Annotated in this window: 23 protein-coding genes and 1 tRNA gene; 11 read left to right on the top strand and 13 right to left on the bottom strand. The window is 70.1% G+C overall.

Going from position 1 to position 26493, the window contains the following annotated elements; translation table 11 throughout:
* The first annotated feature begins 93 nt into the window (after nucleotides 1–93).
* The 5 genes from IE226_RS24485 (at nucleotide 94) to IE226_RS24465 (ending at nucleotide 5383) form a co-directional block, all read left to right on the top strand.
* Nucleotides 94–576, top strand: a complete 483-nt coding sequence (locus IE226_RS24485) for an FtsB family cell division protein (RefSeq protein WP_190083503.1) — start codon at nucleotides 94–96, stop codon at nucleotides 574–576.
* Nucleotides 577–614: 38 nt separating this feature from the next.
* On the top strand, nucleotides 615–1151 hold the full coding sequence (locus IE226_RS24480) for a DUF501 domain-containing protein (RefSeq protein ID WP_190083502.1): 537 nt from the start codon (nucleotides 615–617) through the stop codon (nucleotides 1149–1151).
* Nucleotides 1148–2074, top strand: coding sequence for a Ppx/GppA phosphatase family protein (locus IE226_RS24475; protein WP_190083501.1), 927 nt, complete (start codon nucleotides 1148–1150; stop codon nucleotides 2072–2074). The genes IE226_RS24480 and IE226_RS24475 overlap by 4 nt, the downstream gene beginning before the upstream one ends.
* A gap of 398 nt (nucleotides 2075–2472) precedes the next feature.
* Nucleotides 2473–3876, top strand: a complete 1404-nt coding sequence (locus IE226_RS24470; RefSeq protein ID WP_190083500.1) for an NAD(P)/FAD-dependent oxidoreductase — start codon at nucleotides 2473–2475, stop codon at nucleotides 3874–3876.
* 202 nt (nucleotides 3877–4078) lie between these two features.
* On the top strand, nucleotides 4079–5383 hold the full coding sequence (locus tag IE226_RS24465; protein WP_190083499.1) for a class I SAM-dependent methyltransferase: 1305 nt from the start codon (nucleotides 4079–4081) through the stop codon (nucleotides 5381–5383).
* 69 nt (nucleotides 5384–5452) lie between these two features.
* Here IE226_RS24465 and IE226_RS24460 read toward each other — a convergent pair whose 3' ends face one another.
* On the bottom strand, nucleotides 5453–7996 hold the full coding sequence (locus tag IE226_RS24460) for an ABC transporter permease (RefSeq protein WP_190083498.1): 2544 nt from the start codon (nucleotides 7994–7996) through the stop codon (nucleotides 5453–5455).
* 113 nt (nucleotides 7997–8109) lie between these two features.
* Nucleotides 8110–8880 carry an ABC transporter ATP-binding protein gene (locus IE226_RS24455; RefSeq protein WP_190083497.1) on the bottom strand — a complete coding sequence of 257 codons (771 nt, stop codon included), beginning with the start codon at nucleotides 8878–8880 and terminating at the stop codon, nucleotides 8110–8112.
* 387 nt (nucleotides 8881–9267) lie between these two features.
* On the opposite strand from IE226_RS24455, the gene IE226_RS24450 reads away from it, so the two are divergent.
* A tRNA-Leu gene (locus tag IE226_RS24450) sits at nucleotides 9268–9350 on the top strand.
* A gap of 30 nt (nucleotides 9351–9380) precedes the next feature.
* Here the strand turns inward: IE226_RS24450 and IE226_RS24445 are convergent.
* A complete protein-coding gene (locus IE226_RS24445) occupies nucleotides 9381–11021 on the bottom strand; it encodes an IclR family transcriptional regulator domain-containing protein (protein WP_190083496.1) in 1641 nt (546 codons plus the stop codon).
* A gap of 131 nt (nucleotides 11022–11152) precedes the next feature.
* On the opposite strand from IE226_RS24445, the gene IE226_RS24440 reads away from it, so the two are divergent.
* From IE226_RS24440 to IE226_RS24430, 3 genes are all read left to right on the top strand, one after another.
* Nucleotides 11153–12331 (top strand): 4-hydroxybenzoate 3-monooxygenase, encoded by a 1179-nt coding sequence (locus IE226_RS24440; RefSeq protein ID WP_190083495.1) that lies wholly within the window; start codon nucleotides 11153–11155, stop codon nucleotides 12329–12331.
* A gap of 74 nt (nucleotides 12332–12405) precedes the next feature.
* Entirely contained in the window at nucleotides 12406–13803 is a 1398-nt protein-coding gene (locus tag IE226_RS24435; protein ID WP_229871513.1) for an MFS transporter, read from the top strand.
* 66 nt (nucleotides 13804–13869) lie between these two features.
* On the top strand, nucleotides 13870–14787 hold the full coding sequence (locus IE226_RS24430) for a Bax inhibitor-1/YccA family protein (protein WP_190083494.1): 918 nt from the start codon (nucleotides 13870–13872) through the stop codon (nucleotides 14785–14787).
* Between the two features lie 112 nt (nucleotides 14788–14899).
* Here the strand turns inward: IE226_RS24430 and IE226_RS24425 are convergent, their stop codons facing one another.
* Nucleotides 14900–15130, bottom strand: a complete 231-nt coding sequence (locus IE226_RS24425) for a DUF4287 domain-containing protein (RefSeq protein ID WP_190083493.1) — start codon at nucleotides 15128–15130, stop codon at nucleotides 14900–14902.
* 102 nt (nucleotides 15131–15232) lie between these two features.
* On the opposite strand from IE226_RS24425, the gene IE226_RS24420 reads away from it, so the two are divergent.
* Complete coding sequence (locus IE226_RS24420) at nucleotides 15233–15544, top strand: hypothetical protein (protein ID WP_229871512.1); 312 nt, start codon at nucleotides 15233–15235, stop codon at nucleotides 15542–15544.
* A 55-nt stretch (nucleotides 15545–15599) separates the two neighbouring features.
* Here IE226_RS24420 and IE226_RS24415 read toward each other — a convergent pair whose 3' ends face one another.
* From IE226_RS24415 to IE226_RS24405, 3 genes are all read right to left on the bottom strand, one after another.
* Nucleotides 15600–16418, bottom strand: coding sequence for a hypothetical protein (locus IE226_RS24415; protein WP_190083492.1), 819 nt, complete (start codon nucleotides 16416–16418; stop codon nucleotides 15600–15602).
* Nucleotides 16419–16687: 269 nt separating this feature from the next.
* On the bottom strand, nucleotides 16688–17908 hold the full coding sequence (locus tag IE226_RS24410; RefSeq protein WP_190083491.1) for an acetyl-CoA C-acetyltransferase: 1221 nt from the start codon (nucleotides 17906–17908) through the stop codon (nucleotides 16688–16690).
* A gap of 192 nt (nucleotides 17909–18100) precedes the next feature.
* A complete protein-coding gene (locus IE226_RS24405) occupies nucleotides 18101–19120 on the bottom strand; it encodes an SGNH/GDSL hydrolase family protein (RefSeq protein ID WP_190083490.1) in 1020 nt (339 codons plus the stop codon).
* 155 nt (nucleotides 19121–19275) lie between these two features.
* On the opposite strand from IE226_RS24405, the gene IE226_RS24400 reads away from it, so the two are divergent.
* Nucleotides 19276–20667 carry a cystathionine beta-synthase gene (locus IE226_RS24400; RefSeq protein WP_190083489.1) on the top strand — a complete coding sequence of 464 codons (1392 nt, stop codon included), beginning with the start codon at nucleotides 19276–19278 and terminating at the stop codon, nucleotides 20665–20667.
* A 305-nt stretch (nucleotides 20668–20972) separates the two neighbouring features.
* On the opposite strand, the gene IE226_RS24395 is transcribed toward IE226_RS24400, so the two are convergent.
* The 6 genes from IE226_RS24395 to IE226_RS24370 are packed head-to-tail and all read right to left on the bottom strand — an operon-like array spanning nucleotide 20973 to nucleotide 26392.
* Entirely contained in the window at nucleotides 20973–21395 is a 423-nt protein-coding gene (locus tag IE226_RS24395; protein WP_190083488.1) for a hypothetical protein, read from the bottom strand.
* 56 nt (nucleotides 21396–21451) lie between these two features.
* Nucleotides 21452–22867 (bottom strand): purine-cytosine permease family protein, encoded by a 1416-nt coding sequence (locus tag IE226_RS24390; RefSeq protein WP_190083487.1) that lies wholly within the window; start codon nucleotides 22865–22867, stop codon nucleotides 21452–21454.
* A gap of 49 nt (nucleotides 22868–22916) precedes the next feature.
* The gene (locus tag IE226_RS24385) at nucleotides 22917–23852 is read right to left on the bottom strand and encodes an ABC transporter substrate-binding protein (protein WP_190083646.1); all 936 of its coding nucleotides are present in this window, start codon (nucleotides 23850–23852) and stop codon (nucleotides 22917–22919) included.
* 26 nt (nucleotides 23853–23878) lie between these two features.
* Nucleotides 23879–24550, bottom strand: a complete 672-nt coding sequence (locus IE226_RS24380; RefSeq protein WP_190083486.1) for an ABC transporter permease — start codon at nucleotides 24548–24550, stop codon at nucleotides 23879–23881.
* Nucleotide 24551: 1 nt separating this feature from the next.
* Nucleotides 24552–25199 (bottom strand): ABC transporter permease, encoded by a 648-nt coding sequence (locus tag IE226_RS24375; protein ID WP_190083485.1) that lies wholly within the window; start codon nucleotides 25197–25199, stop codon nucleotides 24552–24554.
* Nucleotides 25196–26392, bottom strand: a complete 1197-nt coding sequence (locus IE226_RS24370) for an ABC transporter ATP-binding protein (protein WP_229871511.1) — start codon at nucleotides 26390–26392, stop codon at nucleotides 25196–25198. The genes IE226_RS24375 and IE226_RS24370 overlap by 4 nt, the downstream gene beginning before the upstream one ends.
* Between the last annotated feature and the right edge of the window lie 101 nt (nucleotides 26393–26493).

Genomic DNA, 26493 nt, shown 5'->3' with positions numbered 1-26493 from the left:
CGTCCTCGGCTCCGCTGAGTAGATACGTACGTCCCCGTACTCGGTCCCGTACCGTGTGCGGGGACGTTCGTACGTATCGGGGAGGCGGCACACATGGCCGTGAAGGACCGCGACCGGTTCTCCACCGCGACCAGGCTGCGGCTGCTCGGCGAGCAGACCGCGGAGCGTGTCTACCGCTCCCAGACCAAGCGCCAGGCGCGCCGCTCCCGGCTCACGGGCCGCGCGGCGCTGCTCGCGCTCGTGCTCTGCTCGCTGGTCGTCGCGCTCGCGTACCCGATAAGGCAGTACGTCTCCCAGCGCGCGGAGATCGCCGACCAGCGCAAGGAACAGGCCGAGCGGCGCGAGCACGTCGAGAGGCTGAAGGACGAGAAGGCCCGCTGGCGGGACGACGCGTACGCGGAGCAGCGCATCCGGGACCGGCTGCACTACGTGATGCCGGGCGAGACCGGCTATACGGTGATCGATCCCGCGGCGGCGGACAAGAAGCGGACCGACCAGGGGGCCGCCGCCAGGCCCTGGTACTCGAACGTCTGGGACGGCGTCGACAAGGCCGACCGCCCGGCCGACGACGACTGATTCAGCAGCACCTCTACGGAACCGATCGAAAGACAGGCATGGAAACGCCCCCGCCCACCACCCCGCGCACCGAGCCCACCGACGCCGACGTCGAGGCCTTCAAGCAGCAGCTCGGCCGTCCGCCGCGCGGCCTGCGGGCCATCGCCCACCGCTGCCCGTGCGGGCAGCCGGACGTCGTCGAGACGGCGCCGCGCCTGCCGGACGGGACGCCGTTCCCGACGACGTACTACCTGACGTGCCCGCGGGCCGCTTCCGCGATCGGCACCCTTGAGGCCAACGGCGTCATGAAGGAGATGTCGGAGCGGCTGAAGACGGACCCCGAGCTGGCCGCGGCGTACCGCGAGGCGCACGAGGACTACATCGCGCGCCGTGACGCCATCGAGGTCCTGGAGGGCTTCCCGAGCGCGGGCGGCATGCCGGACCGCGTGAAGTGCCTGCACGTCCTGGTCGGCCACTCCCTGGCCGCGGGCCCCGGCGTGAACCCCCTGGGCGACGAGGCGATCGCGATGCTGCCGGAGTGGTGGGCCAAGGGCCCGTGCGTCACGCCGTGCGCCGACAAGGAGCCCGCCAAGTGACTCGCGTGGCAGCCGTCGACTGCGGCACGAACTCGATCCGCCTGCTTGTGGCGGACGCCGATCCCGCGACCGGCGAGCTGGTGGACCTGGACCGCAGGATGACCATCGTCCGCCTGGGCCAGGGGGTGGACAAGACGGGCCGTCTTGCCCCGGAAGCCCTGGAGCGGACCTTCGCGGCCTGCCGCGAGTACGCGAGCGTCATCAAGGAGCACGGCGCCGAACGCCTCCGCTTCGTGGCGACCTCCGCCTCCCGCGACGCGGAGAACCGCGACGACTTCGTACGCGGGGTCCTGGACATCCTCGGCGTCGAGCCGGAGGTCATCACCGGCGACCAGGAGGCCGAGTTCTCCTTCACGGGCGCGACGAAGGAGCTGGCGGGCAGCGGCCACCTCGACAGGCCCTACCTCGTGGTGGACATCGGCGGCGGCTCGACGGAGTTCGTCGTCGGCGACGACCGGGTCCGCGCCGCCCGCTCCGTCGACATCGGCTGCGTACGCCTCACGGAGCGGCACATCCGCACCGACCCGCCCGCGCCCGCCGAACTCGACGCCGTCCGCGCCGACATCACGGCCGCGCTCGACCTCGCCGAGCAGACCGTGCCGATCGGCGATGCCCGCACTCTGGTGGGGCTCGCGGGCTCGGTGACGACGGTGGCCGCGATCGCGCTCGGCCTCGACGCGTACGACTCCGCGGCGATCCACCACTCCCGCGTCTCGTACGAGCAGGTGAGCGAGATCGCCGACCGCCTGAGCCGGGCGACGCACGACGAGCGGGCCGCGATTCCCGTGATGCATCCGGGCCGCGTGGACGTCATCGTGTCGGGCGCTCTCGTACTGCTGTCGATCATGGACAGGACCGGCGCGCGGGAGGTCGTCGTCAGCGAGCACGACATCCTCGACGGCATCGCCTGGTCGATCGCCTGAGCGCGTGATGTAGCGTCTGAGCGGCTGGTGGAGGGGTCGAAAGGCCCCTCGGCGACTTACTGTCGGGAAACTTCGTGAAGTTCTTCACAAGGAATTCGGCTCAGTTGGTCGATGTTCAGGGCCTCCGAGCCCCTGAATGTGACCTCTGAGGGCCTCGCGACCCATGACAGTGAAGGTTCAGGAGTGTGGCCGGAGCGTGAACCGGGGGAGTGGTCCACTGTCCCCGGGGCGCCAGAGCGGCAGCTCACAAGGGGTGCACAACGTCTCGGGTCGTGTCGTGGTTCCCCCGGGGCGCTATGGCCTGTGTCACGTGGGCGGCGAAGTGTAGCAGAGGGCCCACCCAAGCTTGTGAAGGGGCGCACGAGCGACCCCCCTCGGGCAGGTGGATACTCGATGGCATGAGCACCACGGAGCGTCCCAGGATCCTCGTAGTAGGCGGTGGGTACGTAGGCCTGTACGCAGCTCGGCGCATCCTCAAGAAGATGCGCTACGGAGAGGCGACCGTCACGGTCGTCGACCCCCGGTCGTACATGACCTACCAGCCCTTCCTCCCCGAAGCCGCCGCCGGCAGCATTTCGCCTCGGCACGTCGTCGTCCCGCTGCGACGCGTGCTGCCCAAGGCGGAAGTTCTGACCGGCCGGGTCACCACCATCGATCAGGACCGCAAGGTCGCCACGGTCGCCCCTCTCGTGGGCGAGGCGTACGAGCTGCCTTTCGACTACCTGGTCATCGCGATGGGCGCGGTCTCCCGCACCTTCCCGATCCCCGGCCTCGCCGAGCAGGGCATCGGCATGAAGGGCATCGAGGAGGCCATCGGCCTGCGCAACCACGTCCTCGAGCAGCTGGACAAGGCTGACTCCACGACGGACGAGGAGGTCCGCCGCAAGGCGCTGACCTTCGTCTTCGTCGGCGGTGGCTTCGCGGGTGCGGAGACCATCGGCGAGGTCGAGGACATGGCCCGCGACGCGGCCAAGTACTACAACAACGTGAAGCGCGAGGACATGCGCTTCGTGCTCGTCGACGTCGCGGACAAGATCCTCCCCGAGGTCGGCCCGAAGCTCGGCCAGTACGGCAAGGAGCACCTCGAGGGCCGCGGTGTCGAGGTCTACCTCAAGACCGGCATGGACTCCTGCGTGGACGGCCACGTGGTCCTGAACAACGGCCTGGAGGTCGACTCCAGCACCATCGTGTGGACGGCCGGCGTCAAGCCGAACCCGGCGCTCTCCCGCTTCGGTCTGCCGCTCGGCCCCCGTGGCCACGTCGACACCCAGACGACCCTCCAGGTCCAGGGCACCGACTACATCTGGGCCGCGGGCGACAACGCCCAGGTGCCGGACATGGTCGGCCGCAAGGCCGGCAACGAGAACGCCTGGTGCCCGCCGAACGCCCAGCACGCGCTGCGTCAGGCCAAGGTCCTCGGCGACAACGTGATCTCCGGTATGCGGGGCTTCCCGCAGAAGGAGTACAGCCACGCCAACAAGGGTGCGGTCGCCGGTCTCGGCCTGCACAAGGGCGTCGCGATGATCGTCATGGGCAAGATGAAGATCAAGCTCAAGGGCCGCCTGGCCTGGTACATGCACCGCGCGTACCACGGCATGGCGATGCCGACGTTCAACCGCAAGATCCGCGTCTTCGCGGACTGGACGCTCGCGGTCTTCCTCAAGCGCGAGGTCGTCTCGCTCGGCGCCATGGAGACTCCTCGCGAGGAGTTCTACGAGGCCGCCAAGCCCGCGCCGAAGCCCGCCGCGGCCAAGGCCGAGCCGGTCGCCGCCGGGTCCGAGGAGAAGGCCAAGGCCTCCTGACCTCCGGTCACTGAACGGTCCCGGAGGGGCCGCCCGCCATCCGTGGTGCGGGCGGCCCCTCCGGGTTTTTCCGGACCGTATACATGGCGGCTACATGTATTTTGCCGATCCGTGACGCGGCAACGGGACTGCGCAAGCGCCCCGTTGGTGTTTACGTGGTGTCGAACCTGTCCGGGATATCCCCGTCACGGAGGTGTGCACCATGCCCGATGCCGCGCTGCGGCTGAAGCACCTTGCCGAACAGATGCTGGGGGCTCCGCTCCCCGTACGTATGCGTGCCTGGGACGGTTCCGAAGCAGGCCCGCCGGACGGCCCCGTACTCGTCGTGCGCAATCGCCGGGCCCTGCGCCGCCTGATGTGGAAGCCGGGCGAGCTGGGTCTGGCCCGCGCCTGGGTGGCCGGGGATCTGGACGTCGAGGGCGATCTGTACGCGGCCCTGGACCGGCTCGCGGAGTTCATCTGGGAGCGGGCGGAGGACGCGAAGGGGCTCAGGGAGTCCCTGCGCGACCCGCGGTTCCGCGCCGCCGCCCGCTCCCTGATCGGCCTCGCCGCGCCCTTCCTGCCGCCGCCCCCGCCGCAGGAGGAGATGCGCGGGCGCAGCCGCCTCCATCTGCACACCAAGGGCAGCGACAAGCAGGCCATCAGCCACCACTACGACGTGGGCAACGACTTCTACGAGCTGGTGCTCGGCCCCTCGATGGTCTACTCGTGCGCATACTGGGGGGCCGGTGAAGAGGAAGCGTCCACCCTCGAAGACGCTCAGCGCGACAAGCTGGAGATCGTCTCCCGCAAGCTCGCCCTGAAGCCCGGCATGCGGCTGCTCGACGTCGGCTGCGGCTGGGGCTCCATGGCCATCCACGCGGCGCGCGAGCACGGCGTCACCGTCGTCGGCGTCACGCTCTCCCACGAGCAGGCCGCGTACGCCAGGAAGCGCATCGCGGAAGAGGGTCTGACCGATCGGGTCGAGATCCGCGTCCAGGACTACCGTGACGTGCGCGACGGTCCGTACGACGCCATCTCCTCCATCGGCATGGCCGAACATGTCGGCGCCGAGCGGTACTTGGAGTACGCACGCGACCTGCACGCTCTCCTGGCGCCGGGCGGCAGGCTCCTCAACCATCAGATCGCCCGGCGGCCGCAGGCCGACGAGTCGGCGTACGAGGTCGACGACTTCATCGACGCCTATGTCTTCCCCGGCGGCGAGCTCGCCCCGGTGGGGTCCACGGTCACGCAGCTGGAGCGCGCGGGGTTCGAGGTGCGTGACGTGGAGGCGATCCGTGAGCACTACGCCCTCACCCTGCGCCAATGGGTCGCCAACCTGGAGGCCCGCTGGCAGGAGGGCCAGCGGCTCACCTCGCCGGGCCGCGCCCGTATCTGGCGGCTCTACATGGCGGCCTCCGCGCTGTCCTTCGAGCGCAACCGCATCGGCGTCAACCAGGTCCTCGCGGTGAAGACCCCGGAGGCCGGCGCCTCCGGAATGCCGCTGCGGGCCCGCACCTGGCAGTAGGACGTACGCGAGCGGGGCCCCGGACGAAGGGTCGTCCGGGGCCCCGCTCCTGTCGCCTGCCGCCGGGGGCTACTCGCTCTTGATCGCCATCAGCGGGTTCAGCTTGGCCGCGCTGCGGGCCGGCCACATCGCCGCGAGGACACCCACGAGGCCTGCGATGCCGAGGAAGATCACGATGCGGCCGACCGGGACCTCCATGGTGTACGTCGCCACTGTGTCGGCGACGCTGTTGCCCACGGCCCAGCCCATGAAGAGGCCGAGACCGATGCCGAGCACCGCGCCGAACAGGGAGATCAGGATCGCCTCCAGGCGCACCATCTGCTTGACCTTCGCGCGGTCGAGGCCGATGGCCCGCATCATGCCGATCTCGTGCTTCCGCTCGAAGACCGACATGGCCAGGGTGTTGATGACGCCGAGCACCGCGATCAGGATGGCCATCGCGAGGAGGCCGTAGAGCATGTTCAGGACCATGTTGATCGCGCCGCCGACCTCGTTGCTGATCGCGTCCTTGTCCTGGATCTTCAGCGCCGGGTTGTCGCCGAGGGCCTTGACGATGGCGTCCTCGGCCTTGTCGGACGTGCCGCCCATCATCTTCACCAGGACCTGCTCGTCGGTGATCTTGGACAGATGCGGGTTCACGACGGACAGCGGCGTGAAGAGACCGCTGACCATCTCGTTCTGCCGGTAGATACCGGCGACCGTCAGCCGGGCCGTCTTGTCGTCCTCGAACTTCACCGGGACGGTGTCGCCCGTCTTGAGGCCCTGCTCGTCGGCGGTCTTCTTGTCGACGAGGGCGGAGTTGCCCTTGAGACCCGCCAGGGAGCCGCTGGTGAAGTCCAGGCTCGTCAGCTCGCCGAACGCCTTCTCGTCGACGCCGGACACCTGGCTGTACGAGCCGTCCACCTCGCCGTAGGCCGTGCGCAGCGGGCTGCTCGCCTCGACGTCCGGGAGCTTGGCCAGCTTCTCGCCGACCTCGGGGGCCAGCGGCTGGTAGTTCGCCATGGAGACGGTGTAGTCGGCCTTCAGGGAGCCCGCGGCCATCTTGTCGATGGCGCTGCTCATGGAGGTCGCCACCACGGTCATCGCGGTGATCAGGGTCAGGCCGATCATCAGGGCCGACGCGGTGGAGGCCGTACGGCGCGGGTTGCGCACCGCGTTGAGGCGGGACAGCTTGCCCGTGACCCCGAACGGCTTCAGGAGCGGGGCCGAGGCGGCGATGAACGGGCGCGACAGGAGCGGTGTGAGGACGATGATGCCGACGAGGATCACGGCGGCGCCCGCGGCCATCACGTAGTTGTCGTCGTTGAAGAGCAGGACCGTGCCGAGGGCGACGATGATCGAGCCGATGGTGTTGCGGACGACGAGACCGCGCGTCGTCGGCGTCGCGTGGACGCTGTTCATCGCGGCGACCGGCGGGATCTTCGCGGCGCGGCGGCCCGGCAGCCAGGCGGCCAGCATCGTCACGCAGACACCGATGACCAGGGCGACGGCGATCGTGGTCGGGGCGATGACGATCGGCCCGTCCGGCAGCGAGGCGCCCCCGGCGTTCATCAGGGACTCAAGGCCCATCGCCACGCCGATGCCGAGCGCGAAGCCGGTCACCGCGGCCACCAGGCCCACCAGGAACGCCTCGATCAGCACGGAGCGCGTCACCTGGCGGCGCGAGGCGCCGACGGCGCGCATCAGGGCCAGTTCCCGGGTGCGCTGGGCGACGAGCATGGTGAAGGTGTTGGCGATGATGAAGATGCCGACGAACAGCGCGATACCGGCGAAGATCAGCAGGACCTGGCTCATCGAGCTGGTCTGCTGCTCGATCATCCGCTCCTGGTCGTCCGAGAGCTGACCGCCGGTGACGGCGTCGATGCCCTCGCTGTCCTTCGGCAGGATCTTCTCGACCGAGCTCTTCAGCGCCGCCTCGGAGGTGCCCGCGGCGGCCTTCACGTCGATCTCGTCGTACTCGCTCTTGCCGAGGACCTTCAGCGCGGTGTCGTTGTCGAACACCACCAGGCTGCCGCCCGCGAGGACGCTGCCGTCCTCGGTGTCGAAGATGCCGCTGATCTTCGCCTGCTTCACCGGCCCGTCCGTGGAGTAGCGGACGGAGTCGCCGACCTGGTAGCCGGTGCGCCCGGCGGTCTTCGAGTCCAGGGCGATGTCACCGGCGGACTTGGGCGCCGCGCCGTCGGTGAAGTCGTACCGGGGGTCCTTGCCGTCCTTGCCGGGGTAGTAGTTGGCGCCGGTGGTGCCCCACTCCCCGCCGACGAGCTTGCCGTCCTTGTCGGCGACCGCGGTGAATCCGGTGACCGTGCCGATGGCCGATTCGGCGCCGGGCAGGTTCTGGCTCTTTTGGAGAAGGGCGTCGGTCAGGCGCGGCGGCTTCTTGGCCTCTTCTTCGTCGCTGCCGCCGGGCCCGTAGAAGGACGACCCGCCGTCGCCCTGGATGGCGACGGAGACGTGGTCGAAGCTCTTGGCCGACTTGTTCTTGTAGGCGTTGCCGAAGGTGTCGGTGAAGACCAGCGTGCCGGAGACGAAGGCGACGCCGAGCATGACGGCGAGCACGGTCATCAACAGCCTGGCCTTGTGCGCGAGCACGTTGCGCAGGGCGGTACGGAACATGGGTGTGAGTCCTGGTGGGGGAGAGAGGGAGAGCCCCGAAGGGGCGCGGGGAACTGCGCGACAAGCCACGGCGTACCCGCGGGCAAGAAAACCCGCCGACGCCGCTCGGCGCGCTAGCTCGTACGACCCTTGGCGTCGAAGTCCTTCATCCGGTCGAGGACGCCGTCCGCCGTCGGCGAGAGCATCTCGTCGACGATCCGCCCGTCGGCAAGGAAGATGACGCGATCCGCGTAGGCGGCGGCCACGGGGTCATGCGTGACCATGACGACCGTCTGTCCCAGTTCCCGTACGGAGTTCCGCAGGAAGCCGAGGACCTCCGCACCCGAGCGCGAGTCCAGGTTTCCCGTGGGCTCGTCGCCGAAGATGATGTCGGGCTGCGAGGCGAGCGCGCGGGCCACGGCCACGCGCTGCTGCTGGCCGCCGGAGAGCTCGGTGGGCCGGTGGGAGAGCCGCCCGGCCAGGCCGACCATGGAGATGACCTGCTCCAGCCACTGCTTGTCGGGCTTGCGGCCCGCGATGTCCATCGGCAGCGTGATGTTCTCCAGGGCCGTCAGCGTCGGCAGCAGGTTGAAGGCCTGGAAGATGAAGCCGATCTTGTCCCGGCGGAGCTTGGTGAGCTGCTTGTCCTTGAGGGTGGACAGCTCGGTCTCGCCGATCCGCACGGAGCCGCCGCTGAAGCTGTCGAGCCCCGCGACGCAGTGCATCAGGGTCGACTTGCCGGAGCCCGAGGGGCCCATGATCGCGGTGAACTCGCCCTGCCGGAAGTCGACGGAGACATGGTCCAGGGCGACCACCTGGGTCTCGCCCTGGCCGTACACCTTGGAGAGATCCGTGGCGCGCGCGGCCACTGCGGTGGTGCGGGCGGCGTAGGGGGTGGTGGTCACGGGGTGGTGCTCCTGTCGGGACGACGAGTGGGGACGTAATCCATCGTCCTTGCGGATCCGCGCCGTGTAGTCAGCCGCTGTTCCGGTTCCGGGGGCCCTCTCCAGTCGGACTCGAGTCGTCTGTGTCATACCTGGGGATGACCTCGGCCCCTGACACGGGTACCACCCGCCAGTGACGCGACGACATTCCGGAGGCAGCTAAATTACGTCATTCCGTACAGGAGGCCGCATGGCGGCGGAAGGGCCTGCGGCATGTACCGATGGCCAGGGCCGGTGGCTGATGCACCCTCAGACGTCAATAAAATAAGACAACATCGGGCTGTTGTTCCGCTGTTCGGGGGACGCCTCCCGATAGGGTCGAATCACCTTATGCGGAGCCCATTGCCTGCCCGGATGGTGGAATGCAGACACGGCGAGCTTAAACCTCGCTGCCCCTAGCGGGCGTGCCGGTTCAAGTCCGGCTCCGGGCACCTCCACTGTGACATCGGCGGGTACGTCCGCTACGGCATCGGTACGCCGTTGAAGCGTGCCGCCGTGTGCAGATCCGCCTCGATCGCCGCCGCCGTCCCGCGCAGCGCGGGCAGCAGCGCCTCGACGGTTGCTTCCAGCGGCGCGTTTCCCGCGTGCTGGGCCACGTTCAGCGCGGCGACCACGCGCCCCCGCGCGTCCTTCAGGGGTACGGCGACCGAGCGCAGCCCCTCTTCCAGTTCCTCGTCCGCGGTGGCGTACCCGTCGGCGGCGGCCCGGTCGAGCAGCCGCTCAAGAGCCGCCGGGTCGGTGACCGTGCGCCGGGTGAGGGGGCGGGGCGGCGCGGTCTCGATGACGCGGGCGCGGTCCCGCTCCGGGAGGCCGGCAAGGAGAACCCGGCCCATGGCGGTGGGATAGGCGGGGAAGCGGGTGCCGAGCGTGATGTGGACGCTCATGACGCGCGTCGTCGCCGCCCGCGCCACGTACAGGATGTCCGTGCCGTCGAGCACCGTCACCGACGCCGACTGGTGGACGCGGGCGGTCAGTTGGCGCAGATGCGGGTCGGCGATGTCGGCGAAGCCGAGGCCGGAGAGGCGGGCGTGGCCGAGCTCCAGGATGCGGGGGAGCGGGCGGTAGAGGCGGCCGTCGTGCGCCGCGTACCCCTGGAGTTCCAGGGTGTGCAGACAGCGGCGTGCGGTGGCCCGCGGCAGGTCGGTGGCGGCGGCGATCGCGGTCAGCGGGAGGCCGTCGCCGCGTGCCTCGCCGAGGGCGCGCAGGACGGCGAGGCCGCGGGCGAGCGACTGGAGGTAGCCGGGGCCGAGCTCGGCCTTGGCGTCGCCCGGCCGCTCACGCGGAGCGCCTTCATGAGCCTCCGTCACCTGGCTTGATACGCCGGGCAGTTGACCGGTCGGCAGGGACTCCAGATGCGCGGCCTCCGCCCGCAGGCGTGGCAGTACGAGCTCCGCGAGGCCCTTGGCCGTATGCCTGCTGGTGTGGCTCACCGCGGAAAGGGCGTACCGGACGCGGCCCGCCGCGTCGCGCACCGGGACCGCCGCCGCGATCAGGCCCGGCTCGATCAGCTGGTCGTCCAGGGCCCAGCCCGTCACGCGCGAGCGCTCCACGCGGTCCGCGAGATCCGGCGGCGGGCAGGCCGGGCCCGGCGGCAGCGCGGGGAAGGCCTCGCCCGCGGGGTCGGCGGCCAGCCGGGCCCGCCATGCCGCCCAGGCCGCCTCGTCCCACTCGGCGGCGAACAGAGCGCCCGGCGCGCACCGCTCGGCGGGCAGCAGATCGCCGATGCGGAAGGCCACCGACATCGCGCGGCGCCGGGCGGCCTGCGTGACGAAGCGGACCCCGTCGCCGTCCGGCACCGCGAGGGACACCGACTCGTCGAGGTCGTCGGCGAGCCGGGCGGTGCGCGCCGCGACCTCGCCGCTCAGGCCGCTCGCCGCGAGATAGGCGTTGCCGAGTTCCATCAGGCGGGGCGTGAGGCGGAGTTCCTGGCCGTGCTCGCGTACGTAGCCGATGCGGACCAGGGTCGCCACGACCCGGTCGACCGTCGAGCGGGCCAGGCCGGTCGCGCGCACCAGATCGCCGGCTCTGACCTGATCGCCGACGGCGAGGGCGCGCAGGACGGCGAGGCCGCGCTCCAGAGGGCGTACGGACTCTTCCGGCATGGCACTGCTCCTCGCACGGGTGGAAATCGGGGGCCCCGGAACCGTTGACAGCCGATGGGTCCGGTCGGAGACTCCCGTTCAGCACATTATGAACGAAAGTTCACCAGACGAACAAGGGGAGAGGTCGGCCGATGCGCACCACCGTCGGAATCATCGGAGCCGGACCGGCGGGGCTGCTCCTCGCCCGCCTGCTGCACAACGCCGGCATCGACTCCGTCGTCCTGGAGACCAAGGACCGCGCCTACGTCGAGCAGCGCCAGCGCGCCGGAATCCTGGAACAGGGCACCGTCGACGTCCTGCGCGAGGCGGGCGCCGCCGCGCGCATGGACCGCATGGGCATCCCGCACGACGGCATCGAGCTGCGCTTCGACCGCCGCAGGCACCGCGTCGACTTCCCCGCCCTCACCGGCGGCCGGTCCGTGATGGTCTACGCCCAGACCGAGGTCTGCAAGGACCTCATAGCCCTCCAGCTGGCCGCGGGCGGCCCGCTGCTCTTCGAGGCCGAGGCGCTGGCCGTGGAAGGCGCCGAGACGCGGAAACCCGGCATCCGCTTCCGCCACGAGGGCCGCGAGGACGTCCTGGAGTGCGACTACGTGGTGGGCTGCGACGGCTCCTGGGGCGTGGCCCGCAAGGCAGTGCCCGCCGATGTCTCGCAGGTCTTCGAGCGGACGTACCCCTTCGGGTGGCTCGGCATCCTCGCCGACGTACCGCCCTCGCACGACGAACTCGTCTACGCCCGCCACGACCGCGGCTTCGCCCTGCTCTCCATGCGCTCGCCGACCGTCACGCGCGCCTACCTCCAGGTCCCCGCGGGCACGGACGCCGCCGACTGGGGCGACGAGGAGATCTGGGACGAGCTCGACCGCCGTCTGGAGACCGACGACCCCGCCTGGACGCTGAAGCGCGGGCCCATCACCGCCAAGTCCGTCACGCCCATGCGCAGCCTCGTCCACGAGCCCATGCGGCACGGTCGCGTCTTCCTCGCCGGGGACGCGGCCCACATCGTCCCGCCCACCGGCGCCAAGGGCCTCAACCTCGCGGTCGGCGACGTCGTCACCTTCGCCCGCGCACTCGCCGAACTCCGCGAGACGGGCTCCGACGCCCGCCTGGAGGCGTACTCGCAGACCTGCCTGCGCCGCGTCTGGCAGGCCGAACGCTTCTCGTACGCGATGACCACGATGCTGCACCGCTCGCCCGAAGCCACCCCCTTCGACGACCGCGTCCAGCTCGCTCGGCTGGACCGCATCGCCACCTCGCGCTCGGCAGAGGCGGACCTCGCCGAGAGCTACACCGGATTCCCGCTCGACTAGCCCAGCACCCCCGTCCCCCACCCCCGTCCCCCGCCTGCGTCCCCCACCAGGTCCCACAAAGAAGTGAGAACCCCGTGACCGCTCCCCGAGGCGCCGCCCCCGAACGGACCTTCAGATCCGTCGCCCCCGTCATAGCCCTGTGCTGGCTCGTCGTCTTCTTCGACGGCATGGACGTCAACATCTACGGCGCCGTGATGCCCCACCTCATCGACGACAAGGGCTTCGGCTTCACCGCGTCGACCGCGGGCACCATCGGCTCCTGGACCACCTTCGGCATGCTCGTCGGCGCCCTCGGCTGCGGCACGCTCACCGACTGGATCGGCCGCAAGCCGATGGTGACGGGGAGCGTCGCGCTGTTCTCGCTGGGCTCCGCGGTCTGCGCGCTCGCGCCGAGCGCTGCCGTCTTCGGGGGCGGACGGTTCATCGCCGGGCTCGGGCTCGGCGGTCTGATGCCGATCAGCCTCGCGATCGTCGCCGAGTTCGCGCCGCCGCGCAGGGCCGCGCTCGCCACCGGCCTGATGATGACCTCGTACCACGCGGGCGGCATGGCGGCCACGGGCCTCGGGCTCTGGCTCGGCCCCGACCACGGGTGGCGCGTCGTCTTCTGGGCGGGCGTGATCCCCGCCGTCGTCGCCATCCCGCTCGTGGTGAAGTGGCTGCCCGAATCGCCGGGCGTGCTGCTCGCCAAGGGCAGGGCGAGCGAGGCCGAGGCCGTCGCCGCCCGCTACCACCTGCCGTCCCCGACGCCCGCCGAAGCCCCCGAAGCCGGCGCCAAGGGCCGCTTCGCCGCCGTCGCCTCGCTCTTCGCCCCCGGTCAGCGCCTTGCGACCCCGCTCCTGTGGCTCGCGTCCTTCGCCGGCCTCCTCCTCGTCTACGGGGTCTCCACCTGGCTTCCCGAGCTGATGCGCGCCTCCGGCTACTCGCTCTCCTCCTCCGTGACCTTCCTCATGGTGATCAACGCGGGCGGCATCGTCGGCATGCTGGTCGCGGGCCGGGCCGCCGACAAGTTCGGCGCCGTACGGATCTCCGCGATCTGGTTCCTGCTCACCGCCTGCGGAACCTTCCTCCTCAGGGCCGAGCTGCCCCTGGGCGTCGCCTACGCGATCGTCTTCGTCACCGGCATCTGGCTCTTCTCGGCGCAGGTGATGGTCTACGCCTCCGCGCCGTCCGTCTATACGCCGGCCCAGCGCGCCACCGGCCTCGGCTGGATCACCGGCGTCGGGCGCACCGGCGCGGTCGTCGGTCCGTGGCTGGGAGGCGCCGTCGTCTCCGGCGGGAACGCGTCCCTCGGATTCACCACGTTCGCCGTGGCCGCCGTGCTCGGCGCCGTCGCCATCTCGCTGGTGCCACTCGTCCGGCGCAGCCGCCCGATCCCCGCGAACGAGGGACCGTCCGCGCCCTCACCGGGAACAGAGAGCACCGGGTCAGGCGTTCTTGGTCACAAGGAGGGAAAGATCCTCCCCAAGCACTAGGGTCTTCCTTTTGCCTACGCATTACTCTTGAGCCAAAGCCACACACGGTGGCCATGGAGGAGTGAGATGAGGAGCAGTAACCCGGTCTTCTCGCGACGGGGGTTCAGCCGCGACAACGGCTACGCGGGCTTCGGCACGCAGCAGCCGCAGGCCGGGGGACCCGCGGGCGGGACACAGACCCAGCAGGGCAATCCGTACGCGACCGCGGGCCAGCAGGCCCCCGCCAACCCGTACGCGACGAATCCTTACGCCCAGCAAGACCTTCAGTACGGCGCGCCGCAGGCCCCCGTAACCACCGCGGGCCGCATGACGATGGACGACGTCGTCATGCGTACGGCCACCACGCTCGGCACGCTCCTGGTGACGGCCGCCCTCGCCTGGGCGCTGCTGCCGGTGGACGACGCCAACATCGGCAAGTCGTACGGCATCGCGATCGGCGCAGGTCTGATCGCGATGGTGCTCGGCCTGGTGCAGGCCTTCAAGCGCAAGGCATCGCCCGCGCTGATCCTGACGTACGCCGCCCTGGAAGGTGTCTTCCTCGGCGTCGTCTCCAGCGTCGTCGACAACCGCATCGCGGACGGCGCGGCCATGCAGGCCGTGCTCGGCACGATGGCCGTCTTCGCCGGTGTCCTGATCGCCTACAAGGCGGGCTGGATCCGCGTCAACCGTCGCTTCTACGGCTTCGTGATGGCCGCGGCGATGGGTTTCCTGCTGCTGACCGCCGTGAACCTGCTGTTCATGGTCTTCGGCGGCGGTGACGGTCTCGGCTTCCGCAGCGGCGGCCTCGGCATCGTCTTCGGCATCGTCGGCATCCTGCTCGGCGCGTGCTTCCTGGCCCTGGACTTCAAGCAGGTCGAGGACGGCATCGCGTACGGCGCGCCGAAGGAAGAGGCCTGGCTCGCGGCCTTCGGTCTGACGATGACGCTCGTCTGGATCTACCTCGAGTTCCTGCGCCTGATCGCCATCCTTCAGGGCAACGACTGACGCGGTCGGCACAGACAGCTGACACAGACAGCGGCGAAGGGCCCCGCGGAACGCACGTTCCGCGGGGCCCTTCGCCGTTGTTGTGAGGGGGACAGGGAGAGGGGCAGAGGAGTCAGCGCAGCTTGCGCGCGGCCCGCCGCAAGTCGTACTCGTGGATGATTGCCTTGGCGTGCCCGTACGCCAGGTTGTGTTCCGCGCGGAGCCAGCTGACCTTCTCTTCGAAGCGGAAGAGAGAAGGGCCTTCGTCTACGGCGCGAAGCCAGTCGGAAATCTCACGACCGGTGCAGTGGGGGATGCGGGCGATCAGATTGCGGTGGGTCTCCTCGGAGAAGACTTGGGACATCGGCGCCTCCGGACGCGTCGCGATGTGTTCCGTCCTTCACGACACCGTGCCTCAGCGTTGGGGCGTTGGCAACAGTCCCGTCCGGGCGCATAAGGTCGCCGGGTGCTTGATACGACGCCTTTGACGGCCGCAGTGGACCAATTCGCCGACCGCTTGCGGGCCGCCCCGCAGAGTCGCCTTCAGCGGGGGGCGGCGACCGAGGCGCTCGCTCTGGCCAGGGAACTGGCGGCGTGGGCACAGCGGATCGAGGTACCGGACGCGGAGCCGCGGGAGATGCCGGACGCCGGGATGTTCGCGGCGGCCGATCAAATCACGGTCGCGGGGCGGGATTTGGCCCTTGTGCTCGAGGATTCCGGCCAGCTCGCGGAAGCACTGACGCTCGTGGAGGAGGCGCAGAAGCGCGCCGGAGTGTGACCGGCGCGAGTGCCGGAGTGTGCTCCGACCCCGGCGGGTGCCGGGGTCGCTCCGGTCAGACCGAGGCGATGACGCGGTCGGCCAGGATGTAGACGTTCTCGGTGCCGCACTCGAAGGTCAGGGCGTAGGCGCCGGAGACTCCGGAGCCGCCGAGCAGGACCGGGGCGTGGCCGTCGCGCAGGGCGTCGGCGAGCAGCTCCGCGGTCTCGCGGTGGCCGGGCGTCATGCACAGCGTGGTGCCGTCGGCGAAGACGTAGACGTCCAGCGTGCCGAGCGGTCCGGGGCGGACGTCGGCGAGTGCCGTGCGGGCGCCGGCCAGTTCCTCGAGACAGGCGACGGTGCGCTCGTGGTCGCCGTTGACCGGCGACTGGACCGGGACGAAGTCCGGGTGCGAGGGGTGGCGGCGGCGGGCCGCGGCCAGCTCGGGGGAGTCGGCGGCGAACTCGTCGGCCGGGTCGCCGTACGGCTCGATGACCGGTTCCAGGCTGTCCGCCTCCAGGCCGCTGAGGTCCGCCTGGCGGGGCAGGAACAGCTCGTCGGCCATGTCGGAGAGGCCCGGCAGGCCGCTGAGCAGGGAGGGGGCGTCCGAGGCGTCGCGGGCTTCCTGGGCTGCCCAGAAGGCCCGCGCCTCGGCGAGCTCGCGCTCGCGCTCCTCGGCGAGGGCTTCGGCGACAGCCGTGCGTATCTCCTCGGTGTCCGCGGCCGTGCGGGCAGCGGGGACGGCGGCGTTCGCGTTCTCCGAGCGGCTCTCGGCGAGCTCGGCGCGCAGGGCGGTGATCTCTGCGAGCTGCTTTCGCAGGCCGTGTACGGCGTGCAGGGCGGCGGCGCCCACGACCGTGGCAGCGGCCGTGGAGAGCAGCAAGGCAATAGGCATGGCGCTCACTGACGTACTCCCGGTTTCAAGTCGACCCCCGACTTCCTACATCAGCTTGAAGGCTGCACGATCCACCTGTCAGTGCATTACGTCACGAATTGGACAGGTCTTTCGGCCCGGGGTTTTATCGCAGATGTGCTCTGACCTGGGCATATGCCTCTCCCCCAGGAGATAGGTCACATCCTGGGGGAGATTGAGTCACGAATCAATGGAGACGTGAGGGGTTTTCGGGGCCGGACGGGGCTCGTGGGGCGCCTGGCCGGGGGGCTTTAGCTGAGGCGCTCGATGACCATGGCCATGCCCTGGCCGCCGCCGACGCACATCGTCTCCAGGCCGAACTGCTTGTCGTGGAACTGGAGGCTGTTGATGAGCGTGCCGGTGATGCGGGCGCCGGTCATGCCGAAGGGGTGGCCCACCGCGATGGCGCCGCCGTTGACGTTCAGCTTGTCGATCGGGATGTTCAGGTCGCGGTAGGAGGGGATCACCTGGGCGGCGAAGGCCTCGTTGATCTCGAAGAGGTCGATGTCGTCGACGGTGAGGCCGGCGCGGGACAGGGCCTGCTTCGACGCCTCCACCGGGCCGAGGCCCATGATCTCGGGGGAGAGGCCGGTGACGCCGGTGGAGACGATGCGGGCCAGCGGGGTCAGGCCGAGCTCGCGGGCCTTGGTGTCGCTCATGATCACGAGGGCGGCGGCGCCGTCGTTGAGCGGGCAGCAGTTACCGGCGGTGACGAGGCCGTCGGGGCGGAAGACGGGCTTGAGGCCCTCGACGCCTTCGAGGGTGACGCCGGCGCGGGGGCCGTCGTCCTTGCTGACGACGGTCCCGTCGGGGGTCGTCACCGGGGTGATCTCGCGCTCCCAGAAGCCGTTCTTGATGGCTTCCTCGGCGAGGTTCTGGGACCGGACGCCGAACTCGTCCATGTCGCGGCGGGTGACGCCCTTGGAGCGGGCCAGGTTCTCGGCGGTCTGCCCCATCGCGATGTACGCGTCCGGGATCAGGCCGTCCTCGCGGGGGTCGTGCCAGGTCGAGCCCTCGGTCTTGGACACGGCCTCGGTGCGGGCCTCGGCGTCGGCGAAGAGGGGGTTGTGGGTGTCGGGCAGCCCGTCGCTGGAGCCCTTCACGCTGCGGGACACCATCTCCACGCCGGCGGAGATGAAGACGTCGCCCTCGCCGGCCTTGATGGCGTGCAGGGCCATGCGGGAGGTCTGGAGCGATGAGGAGCAGTACCGGGTGATGGTGCAGCCCGGCAGGTGGTCCATGCCCATCTGGACGGCGACGATACGACCGAGGTTGTGCCCCTGCTCGCCGCCGGGCAGACCGCAGCCGAGCATCAGGTCGTCGATGAGCTTCGGGTCCAGCTCGGGGACCTTGGCGAGGGCGGCCTCGATGATCGTGGCGGTCAGATCGTCCGGCCGCAGGTCCTTCAGGGAGCCCTTGAAGGCGCGGCCGATCGGTGTGCGGGCTGCGGAGACGATCACGGCTTCGGGCATCACGGCACTCCAGTGACGAGGGGGCGGGACTCCTTGGGAAGTTACCTGTACGTACAGCGGCGAGTCATCGTGCTGGGACTGTGATGCGGACCGCATTTTTCTAAGCGCTTGCTCAGCGTGGCGCCTGGCAAACGGGAAGCGCCCCGCAGCGCCCCACTGGCCAGGTGCGGGTCCGCTCAGCCGCCCGCAGGACTACCGCGGCAACGGGGACGGATCCTGGTCCGGAGCATGGTGAATACGGCGACGGCGCCGGCGCTTGAGGAGGGCCCAGGGACCGCGCGGACCCGTGGGCATCGCGGCCGCGACCTCCGTACCGCCCTCCGACGCGGCCTGCGCGGCCGCCCGGGCCACCGGCAGGAACCCCTCGCGCCGCGACACGTCGGGGCGCTCCTCCTCCGGCCACACGCCCAGCGCCGCGCACAGAGTCGGAAGCACCGCCATCGCCGCGGTGGCGTACCCCTCCGCGGAGGGGTGGTAATTGTCGGGACCGAACAGCTCCCGCGGATTCGCGAGGAACTCCGGACCGAGCAGGTCCCCGAGCGACACCGTCCGCCCGCCCTGCTCCACCACGCCGATCGTCTGCGCGGCGGCCAGCTGCCGCGAAACCCTGCGCGCCATCCACCGCAACGGCTGATAGACGTTCTCGACCGTCCCCAGGTCGGGACAGGTGCCGACCACCACTTCCGCCCCGGCCGTACGCAGCCTGCGCACCGCCGCCGAAAGATGGCGCACCGAGCGCGTCGCGGGCATCCGGTGCGTCACGTCGTTCGCGCCGATCATCACGACGCAGACGTCGGGCACCCAGCCAGGGGCTTCGGAGAGGATCAGCGTCGTCTGGCGGTCGAGGTCGTCCGACTGGGCCCCCGGAAGCGCCACGTTCCGCAGCTCCACCGGCCGCTCCGCCACCGCGGCGAGCCCCGCCGCGAGCAGCGACGCCGGAGTCTGCCGGGCCCGGTAGACCCCCTGACCCGCGGCGGTCGAATCGCCGAGCATCGCGAACCGCAGGGGCTCCGCGTCACCCGCGAACCCCCAGCCGTACAGCCCGTCCGCCCGCGGGGGAGCCGGATGCACCCCGCTGTTCCCGACCGACCGCTTCGCCAGCTGCACCTCGGCGAGGACCACTCCCACGGCCGCCGCCCCGAGCAGCCCGATGCCTCCGCCGCCGTACGCCGCGCCCGCCGCGATCCGCCTCGCCACCCTCGCCCTCGACATGCCCCGCAGCCACCTCCTCGTAGCCAATCCGCCATACATCAACTAATTGCCCCGTTAGGACGGTCGGCCAATCGCATACGGAGGTGAACGACTGAACGGGACCCTTACGCTGACGACACCCATTCGTCGCACTACATCGCAGCCCGGAGACAACGGTGCAATTCCACGACTCGATGATCAGTCTCGTCGGCAACACCCCGCTGGTGAGGCTCAACAACGTGACCACGGGCATTCAGGCGACCGTCCTGGCCAAGGTCGAGTACTTCAATCCCGGCGGTTCCGTGAAGGACCGCATCGCGCTGCGCATGATCGAGGCGGCCGAGCAGAGCGGGGAGCTCAAGCCCGGCGGCACGATCGTCGAACCCACGTCCGGCAACACCGGGGTCGGGCTCGCCATCGTGGCCCAGCAGAAGGGCTACAAGTGCATCTTCGTGTGCCCGGACAAGGTGTCTCTGGACAAGATCAATGTGCTGCGGGCCTACGGCGCCGATGTCGTCGTCTGCCCCACGGCCGTCGATCCCGAGCACCCGGACTCGTACTACAACGTCTCGGACCGTCTCGTGCGCGAGACCCCCGGCGCCTGGAAGCCCGACCAGTACAGCAACCCGAACAACCCGCTCTCCCACTACCACTCCACCGGCCCCGAGCTGTGGGAGCAGACGGAAGGGAAAATCACCCATTTCGTCGCGGGCATCGGGACGGGAGGCACGATCTCCGGTACGGGCGGCTACCTGAAGGAGATCTCTAAGGGCGCGGTCACGGTCGTCGGCGCCGACCCCGAGGGGTCCGTGTATTCCGGCGGTTCCGGGCGGCCCTATCTCGTCGAGGGCGTCGGTGAGGACTTCTGGCCGACGGCGTACGACCGGAACGTCACGGACGAGATCATCGCGGTCTCCGACAAGGACTCCTTCCAGATGACGCGGCGCCTCGCCAAGGAGGAGGGGCTGCTCGTCGGCGGCTCCTGCGGCATGGCCGTCGTGGCGGCGCTGCGGGTCGCGGAGCGGCTCGGTCCGGACGACGTCGTGGTCGTGCTCCTGCCGGACTCCGGGCGCGGCTACATGAGCAAGATTTTCAGCGACGAGTGGATGAACGACTACGGCTTCCTGGAGCAGGCGGGCGACCAGCCTCACGTGGGCGACGTACTGAGCCGCAAGGTCGGCGGCCGACTGCCCTCGCTCGTCCACATGCACCCGGAGGAGACGGTCGGCGAGGCCATCGACGTACTGCGTGAGTACGGCGTCTCGCAGATGCCGATCGTCAAGCCGGGCGCGGGTCACCCGGACGTGATGGCGGCCGAGGTCATCGGCTCCGTGGTGGAACGCGAACTCCTGGACGCCCTGTTCACGCAGCGCGCCTCGCTCTCCGACCCGCTGGAGAAGCACATGTCCGAGCCGCTGCCGCAGGTCGGCTCCGGTGAGCCCGTCGCCGACCTCATGTCGGTGCTCGGCGGGGCCGACGCGGCGATCGTCCTGGTCGAGGGCAAGCCGACCGGCGTCGTGAGCCGTCAGGACCTGCTGGCGTTCCTGGCCGAGCAGCAGGGCCAGTAACCGCAGGGGCGTGTGGTGAGCCGTGGTGAGCCGTGGTGCGAACTTCGCGGAAGTGGTACGAGCGCGTCACGTCCGCGCAGCACCCGCTTAACACGGCTCGGGCACATTGGTTGTTGTCGGCGTACAGGAACTCCGGAGCGGCTCCCGGACCTCTGAACGCCAGGACGCAGGCCCGGTCCTGACCCGGCCGGCGTCCCCCGCGGGGACCGCCGTCGTCCCGCCCCCTGGTTCATCCGGGGGTGCGGCGGTCCCCGCGCACGAACTTCGTATACGGCAACGGCCGGACGTGACGGTCGCAGGCAGGCTCAGTCGTCCCACTCCGACTTGCGGTCGCGGTCCTTGCCGCGGCCGAAGTTCACGCCGCGCAGCGAATGCACCGCGTTCACGCCGACGATGCCGCCCCAGGTGACGAAGAGGCCGGGCAGGTCCGCGTTGACCACGCCGATCGCCGAGAGCGGGATCGCCAGGATCAGCGAGACGATGCCGAAGCCGAAGCGCTCGCCCCAGGAGTCCACCGGGCTGTTCGGCGCGCGGGAGCCCCGGGCGACGACCATCTGCTGCTCGGCCATGTGCCGGCGCATCCGCCGGTCGATGGTGCCGTCAAGGCGTTGCTCGACCTTCCCGAGGAAAGAGTCGACCAGCGCGGACTCATACTCCTCGCCCAGTTCCCTGCGGGCGTGCAGAGTGGCGTCGAGTTCTTTTTTGAGTTCGGCGTCTCGGGCTTCCATAGCCTTTTAAGGTACGCAGCCGGTGCCGCCCTGACAGTGGGGCTATCCCCCCATTCTCAGCGGGCCCCAGCACCAGCCCGGGCCGCCGGCTCATGGCCCTCGGCGGGGATGTGCGACGTGTCGCGGCGGGCGAGCAGCCAGTACAGGGCCGCCGGGACCACCAGCCCCACGATCCAGGAGATGTCCGCCCCGCCGAGCGGCTCCACCAGCGGGCCGGTGTAGAAGTGCGTGACCAGGAAGGGGAGTTGGGCAAGGAGCCCGATCCCGTACACCGTCAGCGCGTCCCAGCGCCAGGCCCCGTAGCGTCCCTCGGGGTCGGAGAGGGCCGGGATGTCGTAGCGCTCCTTGGAGATCAGGTAGTAGTCGACCAGGTTGATCGCCGACCACGGCGTGAAGAACGTCAGGAGGAAGAGCAGGAAGTCCTTGAACGACGTCAGGAAGCTGTCCTTGCCGAGCAGCGCCACCACCGTGCCCGCCACCATGATCAGGGCGATGTACGCCGCCCTGCCGCGCGGCGACAGTGTCTTCTGGCCGCGGAATCCGCTGATGCTCGTCACCATCGACATGAAGCCGCCGTAGGTGTTGAGCACGTTGATGGTGAGCTTGCCGAGCGCGATCACGAAGTACAGGAACGACGCGATCAGGCCGGTGCCGCCCAGGCCGACGACGTATCCGACCTGGTTGTCGAGGAAGGCGCCGCCCGCGCTCGCCGCCACCAGGACTCCGAACGTCATCGACCACTGCGAGCCGATTGCGGAGCCCGACAGCGTCCACCAGAAGGTGGCCCGTCCCGACGTCGTACGCGGCAGATAGCGCGAGTAGTCCGCGACGTAAGGGCCGAAGGCGAGCTGCCAGGACGCCGAGAGCGAGACGGCGAGCAGGAACATCGGCAGGTCGAAGTGCGCGTCGTTCAGGAGCGCCGAGAGGTCCACGCGGTCCAGGAGGCGGATGCCCAGAAAGACGAAGGCGAGCGCGCAGATCACGCTCGCCACCCGGCCCAGGACGTGGATCACGCGGTAGCCGACGGCCGCCACGACCGCGGTGATCACCGCGAAGACGATGATGCCGGTGGTGTCGTTCGTGTGCGACAGCTGCGCCGTGGCCTGTCCGGCGAGGACGCTGCCGCTGGCGAAGAAGCCGACGTACATGAGGATGACGAGCAGGAGCGGCACGACCGCGCCGCGCACCCCGAACTGGGCGCGCGACTGGATCATCTGCGGCAGGCCGAGCTTCGGGCCCTGCGCCGAGTGCAGGGCCATCACCGCCCCGCCGAGCAGATTGCCGAGCAGCAGGCCGGTCACCGACCACACCACGTCGCCGCCGAAGACGACGGCGAGCGCGCCGGTGACGACCGCGGTGATCTGGAGGTTGGCGCCGAGCCAGAGCGTGAACTGGCTGAACGCGGTGCCGTGCCGTTCGTCGTCGGGGACGACGTCGATGGAGCGCCGCTCCACGAGGTCTTCAGCTGCCATGATCCGGTGAACTCCCTGCTGCCTGGTGGGCTGCCGCCCGGCGGATGGGCTACTTCTCGCTGATCCCGTGCCGCGCCGCCCAGTCGTTCGCGACGTCCTCGGGGTCCTTCTTGTCCTTGTCCACCAGGCGGTTCAGCTCGGTGAGGTCCTTGGTGGTCAGGGCGTTGCCCAGGCGCGCGAGCGCCTTGCGGACCGTCGAGTCGGCCTTGCGGTCGGCGATGAGCGGCACGACGTGCTGGCCGGGGATCAGGTTCTTGGGGTCGGTGAGCACGACCCACTTCTCGGCGACGATGTCCGTGTCGGTGGTGAAGAGGTTCGCCACGTCGACGTCGCCCTTCTTCAGGGCGCCCTTGACCAGCGGCCCCGAGGAGTCGAGGGACTTGAACTCCTTGAACTCCACGCCGTAGACGTCCTTGAGGCCCACCGAGCCGACCGTGCGCTTCTTGACCTCGGGGGCGGCGCCGATGACGAGCTTGCCGTTGTGCTTCGCGAGGTCCCCGAGGGTCTTGAGGCCGTACTTGTCGGCGGTCTCCCGGGTGACGGCGAAGGCGTCGGAGTCCTCGGCCTTTCCGTACGGGAGGATCTGCAGGCCGCGCGGCAGGACCATGGCGAGGGCGTTCTGCATCTCGCCCTCCTCCGTGGCCTTGGACTTGGCGTCGAGGTAGTGCAGGAGCGCGCCCTGGTACTCGGGCAGGAGGTCGATGTCGCCGCCCTTGAGGGCGGGGATGAGGATCTCGCGGGTGCCGAGGTTGGGGCGGACGGTCGTCTTGACGCCCTCCGCTTCGAGGGCGGCGGCGTAGAGGTAGCCGAGCACCTGGTTCTCGGTGAAGTTGGCGGTGCCGATGGTGACGCCGTCCTTGCTGGAGCCACCGCCTCCGGCGCCGGAACCTCCCCCGTCGAGGGAGGTGATGCCACCGCTGCATGCGGCGAGGGCGGGGACGGAGGCCGCGGCGAAGAGTCCGCCGAGGAGCGTCCTGCGGTTGATGCTGCTGGGGGCCATCTGGTGTGCTCCTAGGCCGACTTGGCGGGGCGGTGGCGGAAGAGGGCGCGCTGCAGTGCGGAGAGCGCGAGATCGAGGACGACGGCGACGACCGCCACGAGTACGGCACCGCCGAGCACCTGCACGAGGTCGCGCTGGGCGAGCCCGTCGAAGACGTACCGGCCGAGCCCGCCGAAGGAGACGTACGCGGCGATGGTGGCCGTCGCGACGACCTGGATGAGCGCGAGCCGGAGCCCGGTCATGATCAGGGGCATGGCGAGGGGCAGTTCGACCTGGAAGAGGACCTGGTGCCAGCGCATGCCCTGGCCGCGTGCCGCGTCCCGCACCTCGGGATCGACCGCGGTCATCCCGGCGTACGTGTTGGTGACGATGGAGGGGATGGCGAGGGCGACGAGCGCGATGTAGACGGGCCACATGGACAGGCCGCTGGCCAGGAAGACCAGCACGACGAGGCCGACCGTGGGCAGCGCGCGCCCGAAGCTGGAGAGGTTGATCGCGACGAAGGCGCCGCGCCCGGTGTGCCCGATGAGCAGCCCGACCGGCAGCGCGATCGCGGCGGCGATCAGGGTCGCGAGCAGCGAGTACTGGAGGTGCTCGGCGAGGCGGTGCCCGATGCCGTCGGACCCGGCCCACTGCTCGCCGCTGACCAGCCAGGCGCCGAGGTTCTTGAAGAGTTCGTACATGTCACGCGCTCCTCTTGCGGCGGGTCCAGGGCGTCAGGACGTACTGGAGGGTGACGAGCAGCGCGTCCGCGACGAGCGCGAGGAGCAGGGTCAGGACCACGCCGACGATGACGGGGGTGGGGAAGTTGCGCTGGAACCCGTCGGTGAAGAGCTGGCCGAGACCGCCGTCGCCGATGTACGTCGCCACGGAGACGAGGGAGATCGCCATGACCGTCGCGATCCGTACGCCCGCCATGATCACGGGGAGCGCGAGGGGGAGTTCGACGGTGAGGAGGGTGCGCAGGGGCCGGGTGCCCATGGCCTTGGCCGCTTCCTTCGTCTTCGCGGGGACGGAGTCCAGGCCCTCGACGGTGTTCCGCAGGAGCACGACGAGCGTGTAGATCGTCAGGCCGATGACGGTGGTGGTGCGGGTGAGTCCGCTGACCGGCAGGAGCAGCACGAAGATCGCGATGGAGGGGATGGTGAACAGGACGTTCGACAGGCCGAGGAGCAGTCCGCGCAGGGGGCGCACGCGGTGTGCGACGACGGCCAGGGGGAGCGAGACGACCAGGCCGAGGAGTACGGCGGTGAGGGCGGCCTGGAGGTGGGAGAGGGTGAGGGTGGTGAGGTCGTCGGTGTGGTCGGATATCCACGACCAGTCGACGGTCATGCGGAACGCTCCGCTGTGGTGGGAGCAGGGGCGCCGTCCGCGTCCGTGTCGCCGGTGCCGTCCTCCGCGCGCGGTTCCGTCTGCCCCGGTCCCTTCACCGGCGTGTGCGGGTCGTCTTGGGCCGCTCGCGCGGTTCCCCGCGCCCCTGACGGGACGCCCTCGCGGCCCTGCTCGTGCGCCACGCCCGCGTGCTCATGAATGTCGTCCCGGGACGACACTCCGGTCAGGACGCCCGCCGCGTCGACACGGGCGACCAGGCCGCTGGGCGCGGCTATCGACTCGTTGAGGGCCGACAGGAGCGAGTCCGTGTCGCGCAGGGGGCGTACGGGGATGTCCGCGGACTCGGCGTCCTTGTGCCGCCACGCCACCGGGGCCCCGGTGGCGTCGAGTCGCAGCGTCCAGGCGCCGCCTTCCGGGGCCGGGGCCTGCGGGACGTCCGCCAGGGTCGTCAGCGAGAGCAGCTTCAGGCCGCGCTCGGCGCCGAGGAAGTCCGCCACGAAGTCGTCCGCCGGGCGGGCCAGGAGCTCCGCGGGGCTCGCGCACTGGACGAGGTGGCCGCCGGTGCGGAAGACGGCTATGCGGTCGCCGAGCCGTACCGCCTCGTCGATGTCGTGCGTGACGAAAACAATGGTCTTGTTCAACTCGCGCTGGAGGCGCAGGAGTTCGTCCTGGAGCTGGGTGCGGACCACGGGGTCGACCGCGCCGAACGGCTCGTCCATCAGAAGCACCGGCGGGTCCGCGGCGAGCGCCCGCGCCACGCCGACCCGCTGCTGCTGGCCGCCCGAGAGCTGGTGCGGGTAGCGCTTCCCGGCGTCGGCGGCGAGGCCGACCGTCTCCAGGAGTTCCGCCGCCCGGGCCCGCGCCTTCCTGCGGCCCCAGCCGAGCAGCAGCGGCACGGTGGCGATGTTGTCCAGGACCGTGCGGTGCGGGAAGAGTCCGGACTGCTGGATCACGTAGCCGATGGAGCGGCGCAGCTCGGCTGCGTCCTGCTCCAGGACGTCCTTGCCGCCCACCCTGATCGTCCCTGAGGTCGGGTCGACCATTCGGTTGATCATGCGGAGCGTCGTCGTCTTGCCGCAACCGGAAGATCCGACGAGGACGGTTACGCCGCCTTCCGGCATATCGAGGGTCAGGTCGTGGACCGCGGTTGTGCCGTTCGGGAAGCGCTTGTGGACCGTATCGAATTGGATCATGAGGAGTCCCTTGCCCGGCTGTATATCGTCATGCAGAGTTCTTGGTGACTGAATAGATTGTCAATAGTTAGTCGGCGCCCAGGCGTAAATCGCGGGTTACA

It is taken from the genome of Streptomyces longisporoflavus (genome assembly GCF_014649775.1).
GTDB classification, from domain to species: domain Bacteria; phylum Actinomycetota; class Actinomycetes; order Streptomycetales; family Streptomycetaceae; genus Streptomyces; species Streptomyces longisporoflavus.
The sequence above is the reverse complement of the archived record's forward strand: the minus strand, read 5'-3'. Positions and strand labels throughout refer to the sequence as shown.